This window comes from Streptomyces inhibens (genome assembly GCF_003389455.1).
GTDB classification, from domain to species: domain Bacteria; phylum Actinomycetota; class Actinomycetes; order Streptomycetales; family Streptomycetaceae; genus Streptomyces; species Streptomyces inhibens.
The window spans coordinates 1-20884 of sequence record NZ_QUAC01000460.1 but is presented as its reverse complement, the minus strand read 5'-3'; the positions used below and the strand labels follow the sequence as shown (position 1 = coordinate 20884).

16 protein-coding genes are annotated in these 20884 nt (G+C 70.9%); 8 read left to right on the top strand and 8 right to left on the bottom strand.

The window, feature by feature from the left end; all coding sequences use genetic code 11:
* Positions 1 to 524 precede the first annotated feature (524 nt).
* From DY245_RS39765 to DY245_RS39745, 5 genes are read right to left on the bottom strand one after another with little or no spacing between them, the layout of a single operon-like run.
* Positions 525 to 1835: a DUF58 domain-containing protein gene (locus DY245_RS39765; protein WP_128511976.1), complete on the bottom strand. Its 1311-nt coding sequence runs from the start codon at positions 1833 to 1835 to the stop codon at positions 525 to 527.
* Positions 1836 to 1844: 9 nt separating this feature from the next.
* Positions 1845 to 2810, bottom strand: coding sequence for an AAA family ATPase (locus DY245_RS39760; RefSeq protein WP_128511975.1), 966 nt, complete (start codon positions 2808 to 2810; stop codon positions 1845 to 1847).
* A complete protein-coding gene (locus DY245_RS39755; protein ID WP_128511974.1) occupies positions 2791 to 4020 on the bottom strand; it encodes a DUF4350 domain-containing protein in 1230 nt (409 codons plus the stop codon). The genes DY245_RS39760 and DY245_RS39755 overlap by 20 nt, the downstream gene beginning before the upstream one ends.
* Complete coding sequence (locus DY245_RS39750) at positions 4020 to 4691, bottom strand: DUF4129 domain-containing protein (RefSeq protein WP_128511979.1); 672 nt, start codon at positions 4689 to 4691, stop codon at positions 4020 to 4022. Before DY245_RS39750 ends, DY245_RS39755 begins: the two co-directional genes overlap by 1 nt.
* A 22-nt stretch (positions 4692 to 4713) precedes the next feature.
* Positions 4714 to 6216 (bottom strand): DUF7847 domain-containing protein, encoded by a 1503-nt coding sequence (locus tag DY245_RS39745; RefSeq protein WP_244943549.1) that lies wholly within the window; start codon positions 6214 to 6216, stop codon positions 4714 to 4716.
* Positions 6217 to 6368: 152 nt separating this feature from the next.
* Here DY245_RS39745 and mtnA point away from each other — a divergent pair, with 152 nt between their 5' ends.
* The 7 genes from mtnA to DY245_RS39705 all read left to right on the top strand — a co-directional run bounded on the left by mtnA (position 6369) and on the right by DY245_RS39705 (position 15206).
* Positions 6369 to 7541 carry an S-methyl-5-thioribose-1-phosphate isomerase gene (mtnA, locus tag DY245_RS39740; protein ID WP_128511973.1) on the top strand — a complete coding sequence of 391 codons (1173 nt, stop codon included), beginning with the start codon at positions 6369 to 6371 and terminating at the stop codon, positions 7539 to 7541.
* Entirely contained in the window at positions 7538 to 8215 is a 678-nt protein-coding gene (mtrA, locus tag DY245_RS39735; RefSeq protein WP_128511972.1) for a two-component system response regulator MtrA, read from the top strand. The genes mtnA and mtrA overlap by 4 nt, the downstream gene beginning before the upstream one ends.
* A gap of 1 nt (position 8216) precedes the next feature.
* Complete coding sequence (mtrB, locus tag DY245_RS39730; RefSeq protein ID WP_342354259.1) at positions 8217 to 10388, top strand: MtrAB system histidine kinase MtrB; 2172 nt, start codon at positions 8217 to 8219, stop codon at positions 10386 to 10388.
* Complete coding sequence (locus DY245_RS39725) at positions 10378 to 12261, top strand: LpqB family beta-propeller domain-containing protein (protein WP_425329509.1); 1884 nt, start codon at positions 10378 to 10380, stop codon at positions 12259 to 12261. The genes mtrB and DY245_RS39725 overlap by 11 nt, the downstream gene beginning before the upstream one ends.
* 230 nt (positions 12262 to 12491) lie before the next feature.
* Positions 12492 to 13235: a ComF family protein gene (locus DY245_RS39720; RefSeq protein ID WP_128511970.1), complete on the top strand. Its 744-nt coding sequence runs from the start codon at positions 12492 to 12494 to the stop codon at positions 13233 to 13235.
* A 289-nt stretch (positions 13236 to 13524) separates the two neighbouring features.
* Positions 13525 to 14211, top strand: a complete 687-nt coding sequence (hpf, locus tag DY245_RS39710; protein WP_128511968.1) for a ribosome hibernation-promoting factor, HPF/YfiA family — start codon at positions 13525 to 13527, stop codon at positions 14209 to 14211.
* A gap of 233 nt (positions 14212 to 14444) precedes the next feature.
* Positions 14445 to 15206: a response regulator gene (locus tag DY245_RS39705; RefSeq protein ID WP_128511967.1), complete on the top strand. Its 762-nt coding sequence runs from the start codon at positions 14445 to 14447 to the stop codon at positions 15204 to 15206.
* A gap of 101 nt (positions 15207 to 15307) precedes the next feature.
* On the opposite strand, the gene DY245_RS39700 is transcribed toward DY245_RS39705, so the two are convergent.
* Entirely contained in the window at positions 15308 to 16534 is a 1227-nt protein-coding gene (locus tag DY245_RS39700; protein WP_128511966.1) for a winged helix-turn-helix domain-containing protein, read from the bottom strand.
* 88 nt (positions 16535 to 16622) lie between these two features.
* Positions 16623 to 17255 carry a GNAT family N-acetyltransferase gene (locus DY245_RS39695; RefSeq protein ID WP_128511965.1) on the bottom strand — a complete coding sequence of 211 codons (633 nt, stop codon included), beginning with the start codon at positions 17253 to 17255 and terminating at the stop codon, positions 16623 to 16625.
* A gap of 250 nt (positions 17256 to 17505) precedes the next feature.
* Here DY245_RS39695 and secA point away from each other — a divergent pair, with 250 nt between their 5' ends.
* The gene (secA, locus tag DY245_RS39690; protein ID WP_128511964.1) at positions 17506 to 20340 is read left to right on the top strand and encodes a preprotein translocase subunit SecA; all 2835 of its coding nucleotides are present in this window, start codon (positions 17506 to 17508) and stop codon (positions 20338 to 20340) included.
* Between the two features lie 92 nt (positions 20341 to 20432).
* On the opposite strand, the gene DY245_RS39685 is transcribed toward secA, so the two are convergent.
* A partial coding sequence (locus tag DY245_RS39685; RefSeq protein WP_244943548.1) for an Rv3235 family protein occupies positions 20433 to 20884 on the bottom strand: 452 nt, incomplete at its 5' end.

The window sequence follows — 20884 nt, the reverse complement described above, 5'->3', positions numbered from 1 at the left end:
CTGCAGGGGGGACCCTGTGGGAGAGTAGGACGCCGCCGAACAATCATTGTGGGGAAGCCCCGCACCTTATGGTGCGGGGCTTTCCTGCGTTTGAGGCCAGGAACACCGGAACACCTGTACCTGAGTTCCGGCCGGCGGGATCGGGCGCTGGGGTGCTGATGAGACCTTTGAAGGAGCCCTCCGCCAGCCGGACGAGTTCTACCAACGGCGGACGTTGCGTAGCGGTGCGGGGGCCGGGGTTTTCTATCGGGGGCGCTGGGTTCGTACCGATGAGGTGGGCGGCGGCTGATCCGAAGAATGGTGCTGCTGTTGAGCGGGATGGTCCCGACAGTTGCGCGGTGGCCAGGACGCCCTTGGATGTGTGCCAGTGGCCGATCGTGGGGTGGTGACTGCAGTGGGAGGGGGCAGCGGTGGCCGGCGGCTTATAGGGCTGGTGCCGTTGGGAACCTGCTAAGTCCCTACGTCCCTACGTCCCTACGTCCCTACGTCCCGTGTCTCTGAGCGGCGGGTGGGAATTGTGGTCGTTACAGCCGGCCGGTGGACTTCAGGGTGAGGTAGGCGTCGGCCAGGTCGGGGGCCAGGTGGGCCGGGGGGGAGTCGATGACGGTGATGCCGTGGTGGCGGAGGCGGTCTGCAGTGCGGCGGCGGGCGGCGCGGGTTTGCTCCGCGGCAGCTGCTGCGTAGACGGCCTGGGGGGTGTGGCGGCCGGCGGCCATTTCCTCGATGCGGGGATCGGCGACGGCCGCGACGATGAGTTCGTTGCGTTGGGTGAGGCTGGGGAGGACGGGCAGGAGGGCCTCCTCGACGGGGGCCGCGTCCAGGCCGGTGAAGAGCACGATGAGGGACCGGCGCGGGGTGCGGCGGTGGATGGTGGCGGCCAGGCCGCGGGCGTCCGCCTCGACGAGTTCGGATTCGAGGGGTGCCAGGGCATCGGTCAGAGCCGGGAGGAGATCGCGGGCGGCGCGGCCCTGTACGGAAGCGCGGACGCGGCGGTCGTAGGCGAGCAGGTCCACGCGGTCGCCGGCGCGGGCGGCGAGGGCGCCGAGCAGCAGGGCGGCGTCCATGGAGGCGTCGAGGCGGGGGATGTCGCCGACGCGGCCGGCCGAGGTGCGGCCGGTTTCCAGGACGAGCAGGATGCGGCGGTCGCGTTCGGGGCGCCAGGTGCGGACGGCGAGGTTCTGCCGTCGGGCGGTGGCGCGCCAGTCGATGGAGCGGGTGTCGTCGCCGGGGGTGTAGTCGCGGAGGCTGTCGAATTCGGTGCCTTCGCCGCGGGTCAGGATGCTGGTGCGGCCGTCGAGTTCGCGGAGGCGGGCGAGCTTGGCGGGGAGGTGCTTGCGGCTGGTGAACGGCGGCAGCACACGCAGTGTCCACGGCAGGTGGTGACTTCCCTGCCGGGCTGCCAGGCCGAGCGGGCCGAAGGAGCGGACGGTGACGCGGACTGCGTGGTGGTCGCCGCGGCGCGTGGGGTGGAGCGTGGTGGTGAAGCGGCGGCGTTCGGCGGCGGGGATGCGTGCGGTGTGACGGGATGCGGGGATGTCCGAGCCGGGGTGGAAGGTGCTCGGGGGCCAGGCGTCGCGGATCTGGGCGCGCAGCGTTCGGCGGCTCGAGTTGGTGAGGGTGAGGTGTGTGTGGGCTTCGCCTGTTAGTCGAACAGTTGTGTCACCGGTTCGGGTGAAATGGAGCTTTCGCACTGGCGCGGCGAGCGCGAGATCGCACAAGATTGCTATCAGCAAGGCGAGTTGGACGGCGAGGATGCCGAGCCAGCTGGGCAGCACGAAGCCGACGAAGAGGGCTCCGAGTGCGGAGATGAGGGCGGTGCGTCCGGTGAGGGCCACGGTGTCGTCTCAGCGGGGAACGGGGAGATGAGCGAGTACGGCGTTGATCACGGAGTCTGCGGTGACTCCTTCCATCTCCGCTTCGGGGCGGAGCTGAATGCGATGACGAAGGGTGGGAAGAGCAAGGGCCTTGACGTCGTCGGGGGTGACATAGTCGCGGCCGGTGAGCCAGGCCCAGGCTCGTGAAGTGGAGAGCAGGGCGGTGGCGCCTCGGGGGGAGACGCCGAGAGAGAGCGAGGGGGATTCGCGGGTGGCACGGCAGATATCGACGATATAGCCGGTGACTTCGGGGGAGACGGCGGTCTTGGCGACCGCGTCCCGCGCCGCGTCGAGGTCGGCGGTGGAGGCGACGGGGCGTAGTCCTGCGGCGCTGAGATCGCGGGGGCTGAAGCCGGCCGCGTGACGGGTGAGGATGTCTATCTCGTCGTGGCGGGCGGGGAGCGGAACCGTCAGCTTCAGCAGGAACCGGTCGAGCTGGGCTTCGGGGAGCGGGTAAGTGCCCTCGTATTCCACGGGGTTCTGCGTGGCGGCAACCAGAAATGGCTCAGGGAGGGGACGGGGTGTGCCGTCGACCGTCACCTGACGCTCTTCCATCGCTTCGAGCAGGGATGCCTGGGTCTTGGGAGGCGTGCGGTTGATCTCGTCGGCGAGGAGGAGGTTGGTGAAGACGGGGCCCGGCTGGAAGGAGAACTCGGAGCTGCGGGCGTCGTAGACCAGTGAACCGGTGACATCGCTCGGCATCAGGTCGGGGGTGAACTGGACGCGCTTGGTGTCGAGTTCGAGGGCGGCCGAGAGGGCGCGTACGAGCAGGGTCTTGGCGACGCCGGGGGCGCCTTCGAGGAGTACATGACCGCGGCAGAGGAGTGCGACGACCAGGCCGGTGACGGTGGGGTCCTGGCCTACGACGGCCTTGGCTATCTCGGTGCGCAGGTCCTCGAGGGAGGCTCGGGCGCTGTCAGCGGTCGGGGTGCTCACGGGGGGCGTGCCTCTCTGGGGAAACGATCGAGGATTCGAGTTCGTCGAGTTGGTCGGCCAGATGTACCAAGGCCTTGTCGTCCGTGGGAGCCGGGCCGAAGAGCAGGGTGTGGAGATCTGCCGAGGCGTCAGGGACGGAGGCCAAGTGGGTGTGGAGGGCCGGGAGTAGGAGGTCGGGGGTGTGGGCGTGAGTGGGGGACACGCCGAGGAGGGGGGCGAGCCGGGTGCGGGTCGCGGAGCGCAGTACGGCCGAAGCCCGGTCGCGGGCGTTGGCCTGCTCGTAGAGGCGGGCGTGGCCTTCGGTGGTCTCGGCGGCCGGGACGGTGACAGGAAGCCTTTCCGGCACCAGCGGGCCGAGTCGGCGGGCACGCCAGAGGGCTGCGAATACGGCGGCGAAGGCGAGTTGGAGCAGGGCCCAGCGCCAGCCGGAGGGGATCAGGTCGAGGAAACCGCGCTGGTCGTCATGGGCGGATGACGGGTCGCTCACGGAGGGGAGGTACCAGACCAGATGCTTGTGCGTACCGAGGAGTTGAAGGGCCAGCGAGGCGTTGCCGTGCTCGGCGAGGTGGTGGTTGTAGAGGAGATCGGGGGAGCCGAGGAGCACGGTGTCGCGGCCGGCATCGGGGGCCGGCAGACGCAGCAGGGTGGGCAGGCCGCCGCTGGGGTAGCACCGGTCGGCGCTGTCGGTGGGCGAGGTGTAGCGGAGGCCGCCGAGGAGGGCACTGCCCGCGCGACGGGCGTCGGGCAGGGAACAGGCGGGCCGGCGTGCGGAGATGCGGACCGGGGGTTCCATCAGAACGCCGGGCGCGAAGCTTTCGAGGGCCGGGGTGCCGGGGGCGAGCAGGACGGTGCGGCCGGGGGTGTGTGCGGTCGCGGTGTGCAGGCCCGTCAGCTGATCTTGCGTCAGCACGTCGGGATCGGTGATGAGCAGGGTGGTGTCGGGGCCGGCCGCGGCGGCGGCTTCCTCGGAGGCGGTCACGACGTGCGTGGAGACGCCGTGGGAGGCCAGGAGTTGGGCGATTGCCCGGCTTCCGGCCCGGTCGGCGGAGCGGGGGTCGAGCCGGCCGTGCTGTTCGCCGGACTGCAGAGCGGCGAGGACCACACCGCTGACGACGAGCAGGAGGAGCGCGAGCAGCGGTCCGCGGGACCGGGTCCACAGCCGGCGAGCGGTGGGGGTGAGCGCGGGGGTGTCCGGAGTGGCCGTGGTCATCAGCGGCTCCTGGTCCGGGTGGCGGCCAGGTCGGGCTTGGCCTGCTGCAGGTCGGTGTCGAGGTGGGCCAGGAGGGTGTACGCCTCTTCCGTACCGGCGCGGCCGCCGTATGTGACGTCGTCGAAGGTGCGGGCCGCGGTGCGCAGTTGGTCGGCATGCAGGGGGAGCGTCCGGCCTGCTTCGGTGGCGGCCTCGTCGGCGGTGCGGCCCGGGCCGGGGGTGAGCAGGGCGCGTTCTTCGAGGGCGAGGACGAGGGCGCGCATGCGGTCCTGGATCGCCTGGTTCCAGCGGCCCTCGGAGGCGTGCCGGTCGGCTGAGGCTCGGTGTTCGGCGGCGGTGCGGGGGGTGTCGGCGAAGAGTGCGCCGCCGGTGGTCGGAGTGCGGCGCACCGCGCCGAGCCGCAGGCGAAGCGCGACGGCCAGCAGCAGGACGAATGCGGCGATGGCCAGGAGCCCGATCCAGCCGCCGGGGGTGGCGCCGGAGGCCGCGCGGAAGAGTTCGTCGACGCGTTCCCAGAGCCAATCAAGGGCTCGCTGGAGCGGGTTGGGGTCGTGCTGGTGGTACCGGGGATCGGACAGTTCGCGCTCGGCCGCCTCGCGGGCGGGGAGGCGAGGAGTCCGTACCGGTATGTCGTCGTCGGAACGCGCTATGAGTCGTCCGAGCGCGGCCATGTTCCCCCCTGTGGTCACCGCATCAGCTTCCTGGTGCGGTGTCGGTGGGGCGTTGCCCGGGACCGTCTGCCTCGTTGCCGGTTGTCGCGGTGTGGTCCGCCTTCGCCTGGTCTGCAGGTGTGTCAGCGGTGTTCGGGGCGGCTGTTGCTGGCGCGTCGGTGGCGGTCGGGTCCTGGGCTGCGGGGGCGGGCGTGGCCGGGCCGGCGGTGGGGGCGTCGGCGCCGTAGCCGGGGAGGCCAGCGGCGCGGGCGAGTTCGAGGTCGAGCGCCTCGCGGCGGATGCGCTGGTCCATGTAGAGGAGCGCGGTGACGCCGGCGCTGATCGGGAAGGTGATGGTGGAGCTGATGACGGCGCCGATGCCCAGCACGATCAGGAACGACCAGCCGGTGCTGTTGCTGGTGCCGTTCGCCCAGTCCATGAGGCTCTCGCCGCCGATGAGGAAGGCGATGAGGGTGGCCGGGATCTGGATGATGAACTCGACGATGGCGATCAGGAGATAGGCGAGCAACTGCGCGCCCAGCACCCGCCACCAGGAGCCCCGTACGAGCTTCGCGGAGCGGCGCATGGACGCGATGACGCCCTGCTTCTCCAGCATCAGCGCGGGGGAGGCGAGGCTGTAGCGGACCCACAGCCAGATGCTCACGATGGTGGCCGCCAGTCCGCCGAACAGAGCGAGGACCAGGCCCATGTCCAGCGTGCCCGTGGCGGTGAGGATGACGCCGGGAGCCACGCCGACGGCGAATATGGCTGTGACGATCAGGGGGAGCAGTACGAGCAGGCCGAGCAGGCGGGGGAGTTGGGCGCGGGCGTCGTGCCAGGCTTCCCCGGCGGTCACCGAGCGGCCCAGGACGGCACGGCTGACGACCATGGTCAGCAGTCCGGTGGCGATGATGGTGGCGAGCAGGCCTATCGCCGAAGTGAGGGCGGTGCCGGCGAGCGAGTTGCCGAGCTCGCGCATGGTGCTGCGGAGGGGCGGGACGTTGCCGTTCGACAGGGCGGGTGCGCGGCCGGCGTCCTGGAACCACAGTCCGGTGACGATGGTGACGGCGGTCTGCGAGACGACCGCGACGATCAGCGAGATGCCGAGGACGGTGCGCCAGTGGGCGCGCATGGTGGCGACCGCGCCGTCGAGGATCTCGCCGATGGCGAGCGGGCGCAGCGGAATGACGCCGGGCTTGGCGGCCTGCGGTGCCGGGGCCCAGCTGCCGCCCCAGGGGGGCTGACTTCCAGGGCCCTGCGGGCTGCCCCAGCCGGGCCGGCCGGAGCCGGACGACGAGGCACGGGTGCGGTCGTCGGCGCCTCGGCCGCTCCGCCCCTGGGGGCCGCTCTGGCTGGGGATGCCGGCGGGGGCCGACCACTGGCCGGCGGGCGGCTGTTCCTTGGACCAGTTCGGCGGGGACGGCTGCTCGGCCGGGCCGGGCTGTTCCTCCGGGGTGGAGGGCTGACTGGGCTGCTCCTGAGTGCCGCGGCCCGGCTCGTCGGAGGGAGTGGATCCGGGCGAGGCCCAGCCCGGAGAGTTGTTCATCGTCGCTCCTTCTTGCTGCCCGTCCGCCGGGGCGGCCGGGGTCCGGGGTCCGCGGTGGCAGTCATCGTGTCATGGCGCCAGGCGTTGTGTACCGGTGCCCTGAGGGTGAGGGGAGCTTCTGTTCGAGGGGCTGTCGGCGGCAGACTGAGTGAATGGGCGATCACTACGAGGTATCCGAGGCGGGCGCCGGAGCGCTTGCCATCCCGTCGTTGCGTTGGGAGGAGCCGCCCGAGGGGCCCGTCGTGGTCCTCCTTGATCAGACCCGGCTGCCGGCCGAGGAGGTCGAGCTGGTCTGCACGGACGTACCGGCGCTGGTGCAGGCGATCCGGACGCTGGCTGTGCGGGGGGCGCCGCTGCTGGGCATCGCCGGTGCCTATGGCGTCGCGCTGGCCGCGGCGCGGGGCTTTGATGTGGAGGAGGCGGTGGCGGCTCTGGCGCAGGCCCGGCCGACCGCGGTCAATCTGGGGTACGGCGTGCGCCGGGCCGCGGCTGCGTATCGGGCGGCGGTGGCGGCCGGGGCCGGTGCTCAGGTGGCTGCTGCGGCGGCGCTGGCCGAGGCGCGGGCCGTGCATGCCGAGGATGTCGAGGCCAGCGCGCGGATGGCGGAGCACGGTCTGGCGCTGCTGGGCGAGCTGCTGCCGGGTGGTGGCCACCGGATCCTCACGCACTGCAATACGGGGGCGCTGGTGTCCGGGGGCGAGGGCACCGCCCTGGCGGTGGCGCTGGCGGCGCACCGGGCCGGTGAGCTGCGCCGGCTGTGGGTGGACGAGACGCGGCCCCTGTTGCAGGGGGCGCGGCTGACCGCTTACGAGGCGGCGCGGGCGGGGATGGCGTACACGGTGCTGTCGGACGGTGCCGCGGGGTCGCTGTTCGCCGGGGGTGAGGTGGACGCGGTGCTGATCGGTGCGGACCGGATCGCGGCGGACGGTGCGGTCGCCAACAAGGTGGGCAGTTATCCGCTGGCGGTGCTGGCGCGGTACCACCACGTTCCGTTCGTGGTGGTGGCACCGATCAGCACGGTGGATCTGGAGACCCAGGAGGGGGCGGATATCGAGGTGGAGCAGCGTCCGGGCCAAGAAGTGACGGAGTTCTCTTTGCCGTTTGTGCGGGGCGCCGGGGCGGAGGCGGGGACGGGCATACCGGTGGCGCCTTTGGGCGCGCAGGCCTACAACCCGGCCTTCGACGTCACTCCGCCGGAGCTGGTGACGGCGATCGTGACGGAGGCCGGAGTGGTCTCGCCGGTCACCCGGGACGGGCTTGCAGAGGTGTGTTCCACGTCACGATGGAGTAAGTCACGATCAGGTAATGGGATGATGGCCGAATGAAGGGACGCGTCCTGGTCGTCGACGACGACACCGCACTGGCAGAGATGCTTGGCATCGTTCTGCGCGGCGAAGGCTTTGAACCGTCGTTCGTGTCGGACGGTGACAAGGCCCTGGCTGCCTTCCGCGAGACCAAGCCCGATCTTGTCCTGCTCGATCTGATGCTGCCCGGCCGGGACGGTATCGAGGTGTGCCGGCTGATCCGGGGAGAGTCCGGCGTCCCGATCGTCATGCTGACCGCCAAGAGCGACACGGTGGATGTGGTGGTCGGGCTCGAATCGGGCGCCGACGACTACATCGTCAAACCGTTCAAGCCCAAGGAGCTCGTGGCCCGGATCCGCGCCCGGCTGCGGCGTTCGGAGGAACCCACGCCCGAGCAGCTGGCGATCGGTGACCTGGTCATCGATGTGGCGGGTCACTCGGTGAAGCGGGACGGGCAGTCGATCGCGCTGACCCCGCTGGAGTTCGATCTGCTGGTGGCGCTGGCACGTAAGCCGTGGCAGGTGTTCACGCGTGAGGTGCTGCTCGAGCAGGTCTGGGGCTATCGGCACGCCGCCGACACCCGGCTGGTCAACGTCCACGTGCAGCGGCTGCGCTCCAAGGTCGAGCGGGACCCGGAGCGGCCGGAGATCGTGGTGACCGTGCGCGGGGTCGGCTACAAGGCCGGGCCGAGCTGAGATGATCCGGGACGGTTCGGCCCCGGAGGGAAAGCGGGGGCGTACCGTCGGCCCGGCGGGTGATATGTCCTTTTCGGGGCGTTTGATTGCTCGATTGCTGCGCGGTGGGCAATTGCTGCCCGACGGCGCGGTGAGCGGGCCGGTCCACCCCCTGCTGCGGCTCTTCAGCCGCTGGGTGCGGCGGCCGCTGCTGCCTGCCCTGCGGCTGTGGCGGCGCAACATCCAGCTGCGCGTGGTGGCGACCACACTGCTGATGTCGCTCGCCGTGGTGCTGCTGCTCGGTGTCGTGGTCGTCGGACAGGTCCGTAACGGCCTGCTCACGGCCAAGGCGCAGGCCGCGCAGAGCCAGGCCGTGGGCGGCTTCGGCGTCGCCCAGAAGATGGCCGACGGTGCCGATGGCACCCGGACCGACGACGGCGCCCGCACCGGAAATCGAGGCACCCAGGACTCCGCGACCTGGCTGACCGGCCTGGTCGAACAGCTCGCCAGTGGCGGGCAGGGCGTGTTCTCGGTCGTGGCTCTCAGCTCCGACTCCGACGAACCGTTCGGTGATTCCAGCCCCGGCACCCGCGGGCCGCGCGCCTCCGGCGATGTCGACCCTGAGCGGAGCGTGCCCGCCGAGCTGCGGCGGAAGCTGGACACCAAATCCGGGACGTTCCGTCAGTACACCCAGATCAAGCGCATCGGGTCGGACGACGGGGTGCCGGCGCTGATCATCGGCAAGCGGCTCAACGATGTGAACAGCAACCAGTACCAGCTCTACTACCTCTTCCCGTTCAGCCAGGAAGCGGAGTCGCTCAAGCTCGTGACGGGGACGCTCGCGACGGCCGGGGTGTTCGTCGTGATCCTGCTCGGCGCGATCGCCTGGCTGGTGGTCCGGCAGGTCGTCACGCCCGTACGGATGGCCGCCGGGATCTCCGAGCGGCTGGCCGCCGGCCTCCTCCAGGAGCGGATGAAGGTCACCGGCGAGGACGACATCGCCCGGCTCGGCGAGTCCTTCAACAAGATGGCGCAGAACCTCCAGGTCAAGATCCAGCAGCTCGAGGAGCTGTCCCGGATGCAGCGCCGCTTCGTCTCGGACGTCTCGCACGAGCTGCGTACGCCGCTGACGACCGTCAGGATGGCGGCCGATGTCATCCATGACGCGCGCGACGAGTTCGACCCCGCCACGGCACGCTCCGCCGAGCTGCTGTGGGGCCAGCTCGACCGCTTCGAATCGCTGCTCGCGGAGCTGCTGGAGATCAGCCGGTTCGACGCCGGCGCGGCCGCGCTGGAGGCCGAGCCGATAGACCTGCGCGATGTGGTGCACCGCGTCATCGAGGGCGCCGAGCCGCTCGCCGAGCGCAAGGGCACCCGCATTCTCGTGCGCGGCGCCGAGCAGCCCGTCATAGCCGAGGCCGACACCCGCCGGGTGGAGCGGGTGCTGCGCAATCTCGTGGTCAACGCCGTCGAGCACGGTGAGGGGCGGGACGTGGTGGTGCGGCTCGCCTCCGCGGGCAGCCGGAGCGGCGGCGCGGTGGCCGTGGCGGTGCGTGACTACGGCGTCGGACTCAAGCCGGGCGAGGCCACACGGGTCTTCAACCGTTTCTGGCGCGCGGACCCGGCCCGGGCCCGTACGACCGGCGGTACGGGCCTCGGCCTGTCCATCGCCGTCGAGGATGCCCGGCTGCACGGCGGCTGGCTGCAGGCCTGGGGCGAGCCGGGCGGCGGCTCGCAGTTCCGGCTGACGCTGCCCCGTACGGCCGGCGAGGCGCTGCGCGGGTCCCCGATACCTCTGGAGCCGGAGGACTCGCGACGTAACCGCGGACTGGACGAGGCGGGCCAGCCGCGCGCCGGTGCGGGCCGCAAGGCGTCCACGATCCCGGTCCAGGCGCGTGCCCCGCAGGCGGGCGCGGAGCCGCTCCCCTCGGAGCCGCGTGACCTGGCCCGGACGGCGGCCGATCCGGCGGCGCTGCCCGGCCATGGCGCCCGTGTGATGCCGCAGAGCGGGGGCGTACGGAGCGAAGGGGCGGCGCGTGACGAGAGTGCGCGCATCGACGAACCGGTCCGTGAGACCACGGCCGCCGACGGTCCGGGCGCCGATGGTGCCGTGGGCGGCGGAGCCCTGCGCGACGGGGCCGAGCAGGACGCCGGACGGGGCGTGGATCGGGAAGGCGGGCTGCGTGGACACTGAGCGCGGAAGCGAGCGCGGGGTGGGGACCACGTCCCGTAAGCGGACCCGTAGGGGAGCCGGGCCGGCGCGGACGATCGTCCTGCTCGGCTGTGCGGCGGCGCTGCTGGCCGGGTGTGCGTCGATGCCGGACAGCGGAGAGGTCACGGCGGTCGACCAGTCGCCGCGCGCCGAAGGCGACTCGCAGGTGCGGGTCTACGGCGTACCCCCGCAGGACGGTGCGCAGCCGACCAACATCGTGCGCAGCTTCCTCGACGCGACGACCAGCGACGAGGCGGATTTCCGTACGGCCACCCAGTATCTGGCCAAGTCGGCGAAGCGCACCTGGCGGCCGTTCCAGGCCACCAAGGTGCTCCAGGAGCGCCCGAAGTCCGAGCCACAGGTGCAGCCCAACCGCGAGGACGTGAACGGCTACACGGTCTCGCTCTCCGGCATCCAGGTGGCGACGGTGGACGACAACCACGCCTACACCCCGGAGGAGAAGCCGTACCGCCAGGCCATCCACCTCATCAAGGAGGGGGGCCAGTGGCGTATCGACCGGCTGCCCAACGGCCTGGTGCTGGGGCTGTCCGACTTCCAGCGCATCTACCGCTCCGTCAACAAGTACTACTTCGCCTCCTACAAGTCGGAGTCGGAGGAGCCCAAGGCCAGCCGGAATGTGCTCGTCGCGGACCCGGTCTATCTGCGGCAGCGGATAAAGCCGATCACGGCGAGTGTGGAGGCGTTGCTGTCCGGGCCCACCGACTGGCTGAACCAGGTGACGACGTCGGCGTTCCCGTCCGGTACCCGGCTCGCCACACGTGATCTCGCGCTGGACGACTCCAATGCGCTGCGGGTCAAGCTCAGCAAGCAGGCGGTGAGCACGGACACCGCCCAGTGCAAGCAGATGGCGGCTCAGCTCTTCTTCACCGTCCAGGACATGACACGGGCCTCGAAGATCAGAGAGGTGGAGCTCCAGGACAACAGCGGCAACTCGCTGTGTGCGCTGTCCCAGGAGCAGGCCGAGCGCGACTTCGCCCCGTCCCCGCGCGCCGGGCGCCCCGCCAAGGAGTACTTCATCGACGCCGACCACAAGGTCGTCGCCATGTCGGACTCGGCGACCGAACCGACGCCGGTGGGCGGGCCGTTCGGCACCGGCAGGACCCCGCTGCGCTCGGTCGCCATCTCGCGCGGCGAGAACACCGCGGCCGGGGTGTCGAGCGACGGCCGGTCCCTGTATGTGGCCGCCCTGGAGGACGGCATCGAGCGCGGTGATCCGCTGCTGACCAGCGCCGGCTCGGCCAAGAACGCCGACGAGGGGCTGACCGCGCCGAGCTGGGACGGTCTGGGCGATCTGTGGATCGCGGACCGCGATGCGCACGGTTCGCGGCTGCTGCGGATGCGCGAGGGCAAGGGCGACCCCGAAGAGGTTGCGGTGCCCGGCCTCGGCGGGCGGCGGATCAAGGCGATCAAGGTGGCCGCGGACGGCATACGGATCGCGGTCCTGGTGGAGGACAAGGGGCGTACGACGCTTCAGCTCGGCCGGGTCGAGCGCGGTGGCAGTTCGGCGCATCCGGTGCTTTCGGTGCAGGAACTCCGGCCGATCGCACCGCAGCTGGAGGACGTGGTGGCCGCGTCCTGGGCGGGCGGCAGCCGGCTGGTGGTCGTCGGGCGGGAGTCCGGCGGGGTCCAGCAGATGCAGTTCATGGAGACCGACGGCTCGGCCTCCAACGCGCAGACGCTGCCGGGTGTCAACGGCGTCAAGGCGGTGGCGGCCTCGGAGGACGAGACCAGGCCACTGATCGCCGATGCCACCGAGGGGATTGTGCGGCTGCCTCCGGACGCGAACTGGAAGACCGTGGCGAAGGACGGGACGGCGCCGGTCTACCCCGGGTGACGCGGGTGACGCGGGTGACGCGGGTGACGCCGCGGGGCGGCCGGGTGAAGTCTCACCCGTTTGTCCCACCCGTATGTCCGCTCCTGTAAGCCTGCCCCCGTGTGGCCGTGCCCGGTGGCGGTGCCGGTGTCCGTGCTCGGTGCCCCCTGCCCGTTGTCCCTGCCGGGGCTCTGCGGCGGTGGTTATCCACAGGGGTGGTGGCCGGGCGCGGACGGCGGGACAGTGGAGTCATGCAGGGGGTGTGGCGCGAACTGGCCGGTCTGATGCTGCCGGTCGACTGCGCGGGGTGTGGTCGGCCGCGTACGGAGCTGTGCGTGGAGTGCCGTCGGGCGCTGGCGCGGGACGGGCGCGGGGCGCGGCGGGTGCGGCCGCGGCCGAGGCCGGCGGGGCTGCCTCGGGTGTGGGCGGGTGCGCCGTATGCCGACGAGGTGCGGGCGGTGCTGCTGGCCCACAAGGAGCGGGGTGCGTTGCGGTTGGCCGGGCCGCTGGGGGCGGTGCTGGCCGGGGCGGTGCGGGGGCTGCGAGCCGTTGGCGGGCCGCTGCTGCTGGTGCCGGTGCCGTCGGCACGAAGATCGGTGGCCGGCCGGGGGCATGATCCCGTGCGCAGGATCGCGCTGGCGGCGGCCGGCGAGCTGCGGCGGGCCGGGACGGGCGCCCGGGTGCTCGCGGTGCTGCGGCAGCGCCGTGCGGTGGCCGATCAGGCGGGGCTGAGCGCCCGGCAGCGGCTGGCGAATGTCGCGGGTGCACTGGAGGTGCCTGGCGGGGCCCGGAGGCTGCTGGCGGGGCAGCCAGTGGTGCTGGTGGACGATCTGGTGACGACGGGAGCCACGCTCGCCGAGGCGGCACGGGCTGTCGCGGCGGCCGACGGCAGGGTGATCGGTGCGGCGGTCGTGGCGGCGCCGAGCACCGCTTTCGAAAACGAGGTGCACCGTCCGGCCGGCCGGGGAAAGGAATTCCCCGTGGAAAGTAGTTGAGGACGAAAGGTCACCCAAACGGAGCTGAGCGCTCCGAGGGGGTGCCGACATCCGTCCCGGAGAGCTATGTTCGGTTGTGAGGACTTGGCGGACGTTTTGCCTCGGATGTCGCGATAAATGCGTTCAGGGGCGTTTGCAGCGACCCTGAAAACAGGGGAGTGGAGAGCTTGTCGTCGGGGGAGGAGGAGGTGAAAGTCGCCAAGTCCGAGGCTTCGGCAACCACCGGAGCCTGGTGCAAGAAGGAATTGCCCCGCTGGATGAGCGGAGCGATCCGGGAACGGAGTTCTGCGTGGACATCGTCGTCAAGGGCCGCAAGACCGAGGTGCCCGAGCGGTTCCGCAAGCACGTGGCCGAGAAGCTGAAGCTGGACAAAGTCCAGAAGCTCGACGCCAAGGTGATCAGCCTGGACGTCGAGGTGTCCAAGGAGCCCAACCCGCGGCAGGCCGACCGTTCCGACCGAGTGGAGATCACCCTCCGCTCCCGTGGCCCGGTGGTCCGGGCCGAGGCGGCCGCAGCTGATCCCTACGCCGCGCTGGACCTGGCAACCGCCAAGCTGGAGGCGCGTCTGCGGAAGCAGCACGACAAGCGCTTCTCGCGTCGCGGCAACGGTCGCATTCCGGCGAGCGAAGTCGCCGTCACCGTGCCCGACGCCGCGAGCCTGAACACCAACGGCGAACTCGCCGCCGAAGCGGATCAGAAGGTGCCGACCACGAGGATGGGATCGATCGACGTCCAGGGTGAAGGGCCCCTGGTCGTCCGGGAGAAGACCCACGCCGCCGCACCGATGTCGCTCGACCAGGCGCTCAACGAGATGGAGTTGGTCGGACACGACTTCTATCTCTTCGTCGACGCCGACACCAAGCTGCCGAGTGTCGTCTACCGGCGGCATGCATACGACTACGGCGTCATCCACTTGAACCCCGATTCGTTCGGGGAGGAGGAGCCCGGCGGCGCAGGCGGCGCGCTGGGCGGCTGAACCCCACCCGCTCGGTGCCCCCGGCGTACGCCGGGGGCACCATCGTGCCCGGAGATAGCAGGAGTTGAAGCCGTATAGTGTTTGTGCCAGCCAGGGAGTATGTGGACACGAAACGGCGACATGCCGGGGAGACGGTCGTATGGCATTGATCGGGCTGGCCGCAGGGGGCTGTTGTCAACCAGCCTTATTTCCAAGCTCTGGCCTTTCGGCCGAGTAGTTGACGGGGAGGACCAATGGGGGACAGTTTCGGGCCCGTGCGCGGTGACGCGGACGACGACCAAAGCGGCGGCGGGGGCGACGACGGAGCCGGCCGGGCCGTAAGCATGCCGCGCAAGGAGCCGATCCGGGTCCTGGTGGTGGACGATCACGCACTCTTCCGGCGCGGTCTGGAGATCGTGCTGGCCCAGGAAGAGGACATCCAGGTCGTCGGCGAGGCGGGGGACGGTGCGGAGGCGGTCGACAAGGCCGCGGATCTGCTGCCCGACATCGTGCTGATGGACGTCCGGATGCCCAAGCGCGGCGGTATCGAGGCGTGTACCTCCATCAAGGAGGTGGCTCCCAGCGCGAAGATCATCATGCTGACGATCAGCGACGAAGAGGCCGATCTCTACGACGCGATCAAGGCCGGAGCCACCGGCTACCTCCTCAAGGAGATCTCCACCGACGAGGTGGCGACCGCGATCCGTGCCGTCGCGGACGGCCAGTCGCAGATCAGCCCGTCGATGGCGTCCAAGCTCCTGACGGAGTTCAAGTCGATGATCCAGCGTACGGACGAGCGCAGGCTGGTGCCCGCGCCCCGGCTCACCGACCGTGAGCTGGAGGTCCTCAAGCTGGTCGCCACGGGCATGAACAACCGCGATATCGCCAAGGAACTCTTCATCTCCGAGAACACGGTGAAGAACCACGTCCGCAACATCCTGGAGAAGCTGCAGCTGCACTCCCGGATGGAGGCGGTGGTGTACGCGATGCGGGAGAAGATCCTCGAGATCCGGTGAGTGAGCGCGCCGGTGCGTGAGGGGTACGGCGGGCCGGTGACCGGACAACCGGGGGTCCGGGGGCGTGTGAGCGAGCCCCCGGAGTCGTCTGCCGGCGCCTTCTATTCACCCGTGTGGGTGAGTTCCGTGCGCAGGGCGGCGGCCAGTTTCGGGTCGTCGCAGCGTTCGACACGTACGGAATCGCAGCCGACCCAGGTCGCGGCCTCCCGGAGGGCCTGGGCCATCGGGGTGACGGCCTTGGGGCCCTGCATCGAGACCTGGCGGGCGACGAGGGTGCTGCCCTCGCGGGCCGGGTCCACCCGGCCCACCAGCTGACCGCCGGCCAGCAGCGGCATCGCGAAATAGCCGTGTATCCGCCTGGGACGCGGGACATACGCCTCCAGGCGGTGGGTGAAGCCGAAGATCCGCTCCGTGCGCGGCCGGTCCCAGATGAGGGAGTCGAAGGGCGAGAGCAGGGTCGTACGGTGCCGGCCACGGGGTGGTGCGGCCAGCGCGGCCGGGTCGGCCCAGGCGGGCTTGCCCCAGCCCTCGACCTCGACCGGGACCAGACCCGAGTCCGCGACGACGGCGTCGACCTGCTCGCCCTTCAGACGGTGGTAGTCCGCCAGGTCGGCGCGGGTGGCCACGCCCATGGCGGCGCCGGCCTGGGCGACCAGCCGGCGGATGCACTCGGCGTCGTCCAGATCGTCATGGAGCAGGTCGTCCGGGACGGCGCGCTCGGCGAGGTCGTAGACGCGCTTCCAGGCGCGGCGTTCCGTACAGACCACCTCGCCGGTGTCCAGCAGCCACTCCACCGCGATCTTGGTCTCGGACCAGTCCCACCACTCTCCGCCGTTCCTGCCGCCGCCCAGTTCGGACGTGGTCAGCGGGCCGTCGGCCTTCAGCCGGTCCAGGACGGCGGCGCAGGAGCGCTCGGAGTCCGCCATGACGTGCCAGCGGTGGCCCCTGGCGCGCCGGGCGCGGCGGCGGAAGGCGAAGTGCGGCCACTCTTCGATGGGCAGGATGCAGGCGGCGTGCGACCAGTATTCGAAGCTGTGGGGCCGGGCCGCAGGCGCGCTGACGGGACTCGCGCTCCAGTAGGCGGCCTCGACGGCCAGGCGGCCGACCGCGCCGAGGCGGGCGTACGGGACCAGCTCATGGGAGCGGGCCAGCACCGAGATCGTGTCCAGCTGCACCGCGCCCAGATGCCGCAGCACCCCGCGCACGCCAGCCCGGCGGTCCGGGGCGCCGAGCAGGCCCTGGGCCCGCAGCGCTGTCCGCCGGGCGTCGTCGCGGGACAGGGTGGTCACGGGCTGCGGCAGCGGCGTCAGCTGTGTCACGGCGGTCATGCGGGAAAGGGTAGGGGTGGGCACTGACAACGGCCCCGGGCCTGCACATGACCGCTGGTGGGGACGGTGCCGGGCCCGCCCGAGGTGCTCAGCCGGGGTACGGCAGATACGGCGTCGCGTCCGGGACCGGCATGCCGGTGGAGCCGGACGGTTCGAACCCCTCGAACCCCTCGGGCAGGTCGGAGGGGAGCAGCGAGCCGATCCAGACGTCCCGGCGGGTGCCCTGGCGCAGCAGCTTGGCGCGCAGGGTGCCCTCCATCCGGAAGCCGACCTTGCGGGCGACCGCCCGGGAGCCTTCGTTGCCGGCCTCCGCGTGCCACTCCATGCGCTCCACCCCGAGATCACGGAACGCCCAGTGCACCACCGCGCGGGCCGCCTCGACGGTGTACCCCTGGCCGCGGTGCTCCTTGGCGGTCCAGTAGCCCAGCTCGGCCTGCCGCTCGGGGGTGCGCAGCCGGGCGAGGCGTACCAGGCCCATCGCGCCGACCAGGGAACCGTCCGTCTTGGTGACGACGGCGAGGTGGTAGGAGGTGTCGTCGCGCCAGCCCTCGGGGACGACCGTGCCGACGAACTGCTCCGCGTCCTGGAGGCCGTACGGCGAGGGGACGCTCGTCCAGCGCGGGATGTCCGGTTCCTGGCAGGCGGCGTGGACCGCGGGCGCGTCGGCGGGCTCGAAGGGCCGCAGCACGAGGCGCTCGGTGGTGAGGGTGACGGGCTTCATGCGGTGAGTCTGCAAGGCCGCGAAGAGCGTGGCGAAGGGTTTTCGCCGTGATTCGGGGCACCTGCCCGGCACCTTCTCGCGGCCTTGTGCGTTCACGTGAGGAGGGGATAGCGGGGTTCGCTGCGGCGCACCTCCCGGCCCGGCGTCGTCCTCCCTTACGATGGCCGTTGCGGCGGGGCCTGCCCCCTTGGAAAATGCCGCGCCCGCGCACTCGACCGTGCAGGCCCGACCGGCAAGGAGACCAGCCCAAGTGTCCGTCTTGACGAAGATCATGCGTGCAGGCGAAGGAAAGATCCTGCGCAAACTGCACCGCATCGCGGGCCAGGTCAACTCCATCGAGGAGGACTTCGCGGCCCTCTCCGACGCTGAGCTGCGGGCGCTCACGGACGAGTACAAAGCGCGGTACGCGGACGGCGAGAGCCTGGACGACCTGATGCCCGAGGCGTTCGCCACCGTCCGCGAGGCCGCCAAGCGGGTGCTCGGCCAGCGGCACTACGACGTCCAGCTGATGGGCGGCGCGGCCCTTCACATGGGCTACGTCGCCGAGATGAAGACCGGTGAGGGCAAGACCCTGGTCGGTACGCTCCCGACGTACCTCAACGCCCTGTCCGGCAAGGGCGTCCACCTGATCACGGTCAACGACTATCTGGCCGAGCGCGACTCCGAGATGATGGGTCGCGTCCACAAGTTCCTGGGTCTGTCGGTCGGTTGCATCCTCGCCGACATGACGCCGGCCCAGCGCCGTGAGCAGTACAACTGCGACATCACGTACGGCACGAACAACGAGTTCGGCTTCGACTATCTGCGTGACAACATGGCCTGGTCGCAGGACGAACTCGTTCAGCGGGGCCATAACTTCGCGGTCGTCGACGAGGTCGACTCGATCCTCGTCGACGAGGCCCGTACGCCGCTGATCATCTCCGGCCCGGCGGACTCGGCCACCAAGTGGTACGGCGACTTCGCCAAGTTGGTGCAGCGCCTGAAGCGGGGCGAGGCCGCCAACCCGCAGCGCGGCATCGAGGAGACCGGCGACTACGACGTCGACGAGAAGAAGCGCACCGTCGGCATCCACGAGTCCGGTGTCAGCAAGGTCGAGGACTGGCTGGGCATCGACAACCTGTACGAGTCGGTGAACACCCCGCTCGTCGGTTACCTCAACAACGCGATCAAGGCCAAGGAGCTCTTCAAGAACGACAAGGACTACGTCGTCATCGACGGCGAAGTCATGATCGTCGACGAGCACACCGGCCGTATCCTCGCCGGCCGCCGCTACAACGAGGGCATGCACCAGGCCATCGAGGCGAAGGAAGGGGTGGAGATCAAGGACGAGAACCAGACGCTCGCCACGATCACCCTGCAGAACTTCTTCCGCCTCTACGACAAGCTCTCCGGCATGACCGGTACGGCCATGACCGAGGCCGCGGAGTTCCACCAGATCTACAAGCTCGGTGTCGTCCCGATCCCGACGAACCGCCCGATGGTCCGCATGGACCAGGCGGACCTGATCTACCGCACCGAGACCGCGAAGTTCGACGCGGTCGTCGAGGACATCGTCGAGAAGCACGGCAAGGGCCAGCCGATCCTGGTCGGCACGACCTCTGTGGAGAAGTCCGAGTACCTCTCCCAGCAGCTCAACAAGCGCGGAGTGCCGCACGAGGTCCTCAACGCCAAGCAGCACGACCGGGAGGCGTCGATCGTCGCCCAGGCCGGCCGCAAGGGCTCCGTGACCGTCGCCACGAACATGGCCGGCCGCGGTACGGACATCAAGCTCGGCGGCAACCCCGACGACCTCGCCGAGGCGGAGCTGCGCCAGATGGGCCTGGACCCGGTCGAGCACGTCGAGGAGTGGGCGGCCGCGCTGCCCGCCGCCCTGGAGCGCGCCGAGGCCGCGGTCAAGGCGGAGTTCGAAGAGGTCAAGGAGCTCGGCGGCCTCTATGTGCTGGGCACCGAGCGGCATGAGTCGCGCCGGATCGACAACCAGCTGCGCGGTCGCTCCGGCCGTCAGGGCGACCCCGGCGAGTCGCGGTTCTACCTCTCCCTGGGCGACGACCTGATGCGGCTGTTCAAGGCCCAGATGGTCGAGCGGGTCATGGCGATGGCCAATGTCCCCGACGACGTCCCGATCGAGAACAAGATGGTGACCCGGGCGATCGCCTCCGCCCAGTCGCAGGTCGAGCAGCAGAACTTCGAGACGCGTAAGAACGTCCTGAAGTACGACGAGGTGCTCAACCGCCAGCGTGAGGTCATCTACGGCGAGCGCCGCCGCGTCCTGAAGGGCGAGGATCTGCAGGAGCAGATCAAGCACTTCATGGACGACACCATCGACGCCTACATCCAGGCGGAGACGGTCGAGGGCTTCGCCGAGGAGTGGGACCTGGACCGTCTGTGGGGCGCGTTCAAGCAGCTCTACCCGGTCAAGGTCACCGTCGAGGAGCTGGAGGAGGAGGCCGGCGACCGCGCGGGCATCACCTCCGAGTTCATCGCCGAGGCCGCCAAGGACGACATCCACGAGCAGTACGCGGCCCGTGAGGAGCAGCTCGGCTCGGACGTCATGCGCGAGCTGGAGCGCCGGGTCGTGCTCTCCGTCCTGGACCGCAAGTGGCGTGAGCACCTCTACGAGATGGACTACCTCCAGGAGGGCATCGGCCTGCGGGCGATGGCCCAGAAGGACCCGCTGGTCGAGTACCAGCGCGAGGGCTTCGACATGTTCACCGCCATGATGGAGGGCATCAAGGAGGAGTCCGTCGGCTACCTGTTCAACCTGGAGGTCCAGGTCGAGCAGCAGGTCGAGGAGGTTCCGGTGGAGGAAGCGGCGGAGCAGCCCTCGCTGGAGAAGGCCGCGCAGGACGTCGTGCCCGCCGGTGCGGGGCGCCCGGAGATCCACGCCAAGGGCCTGGAGGCGCCGCAGCGGCCGGACCGGCTGCACTTCTCCGCTCCCAAGGTGGACGGCGAGGGCAGTGTCGTCGAGGGTGACTTCATCAGCGATGACGAGGCCGGCACCCCGGCCCGCTCCGAGGCGGACGGGCTGACCCGCGCGGAGCGCCGCAAGGCCCAGAAGAGCGGCGGTCGTCGCCGTAAGAAGTGAGCAGTGAGCGGTGATCCGGCACGGGGTGCCGGGGCCGCGTAGCAGAGGGCGCCTCGGCCGTTCAACGGCCGGGGCGCCTTTGCGTCGGGTGGTCATGAGGCCGGGGCCCGGACGGCGGGGGTGGGGCCGATGTCCAGGGCGGCGCAGCGCCACCGGGAGTCGGCGCCCAGCTCCAGCCGGAAGGCGAGGGCCCGCAGCCGTTCACCCGCCGCGATCCGGGCGAACGCCTCGATGACGCCGCGGCGCGGCCGGCACAGCCCGCAGTCCCGCACGGTCGGGACGGTCCCCGGCCGGTCCGGACCCAGGGCCGGCCACAGCGGAGCCTGCGGGGCGAGCTCGGCCAGCCGGTCGTACGCGGCGGGCAGCGCATGCCCGAGCAGGGCGTGCACCGGCCGCTGCCCGCTGAGCGTGAGCACCAGCTGATGGGCGAACCAGTGATGCGGCCGGCTCTCGTGTGCCCGGCGCTGCGCCCCGACGGTCGGCAGCGGGGCGCCGGCGGCGTTGACGGGGGTGGCGGGGGCTCCGGGGCCGGGGCGTCGGCCTG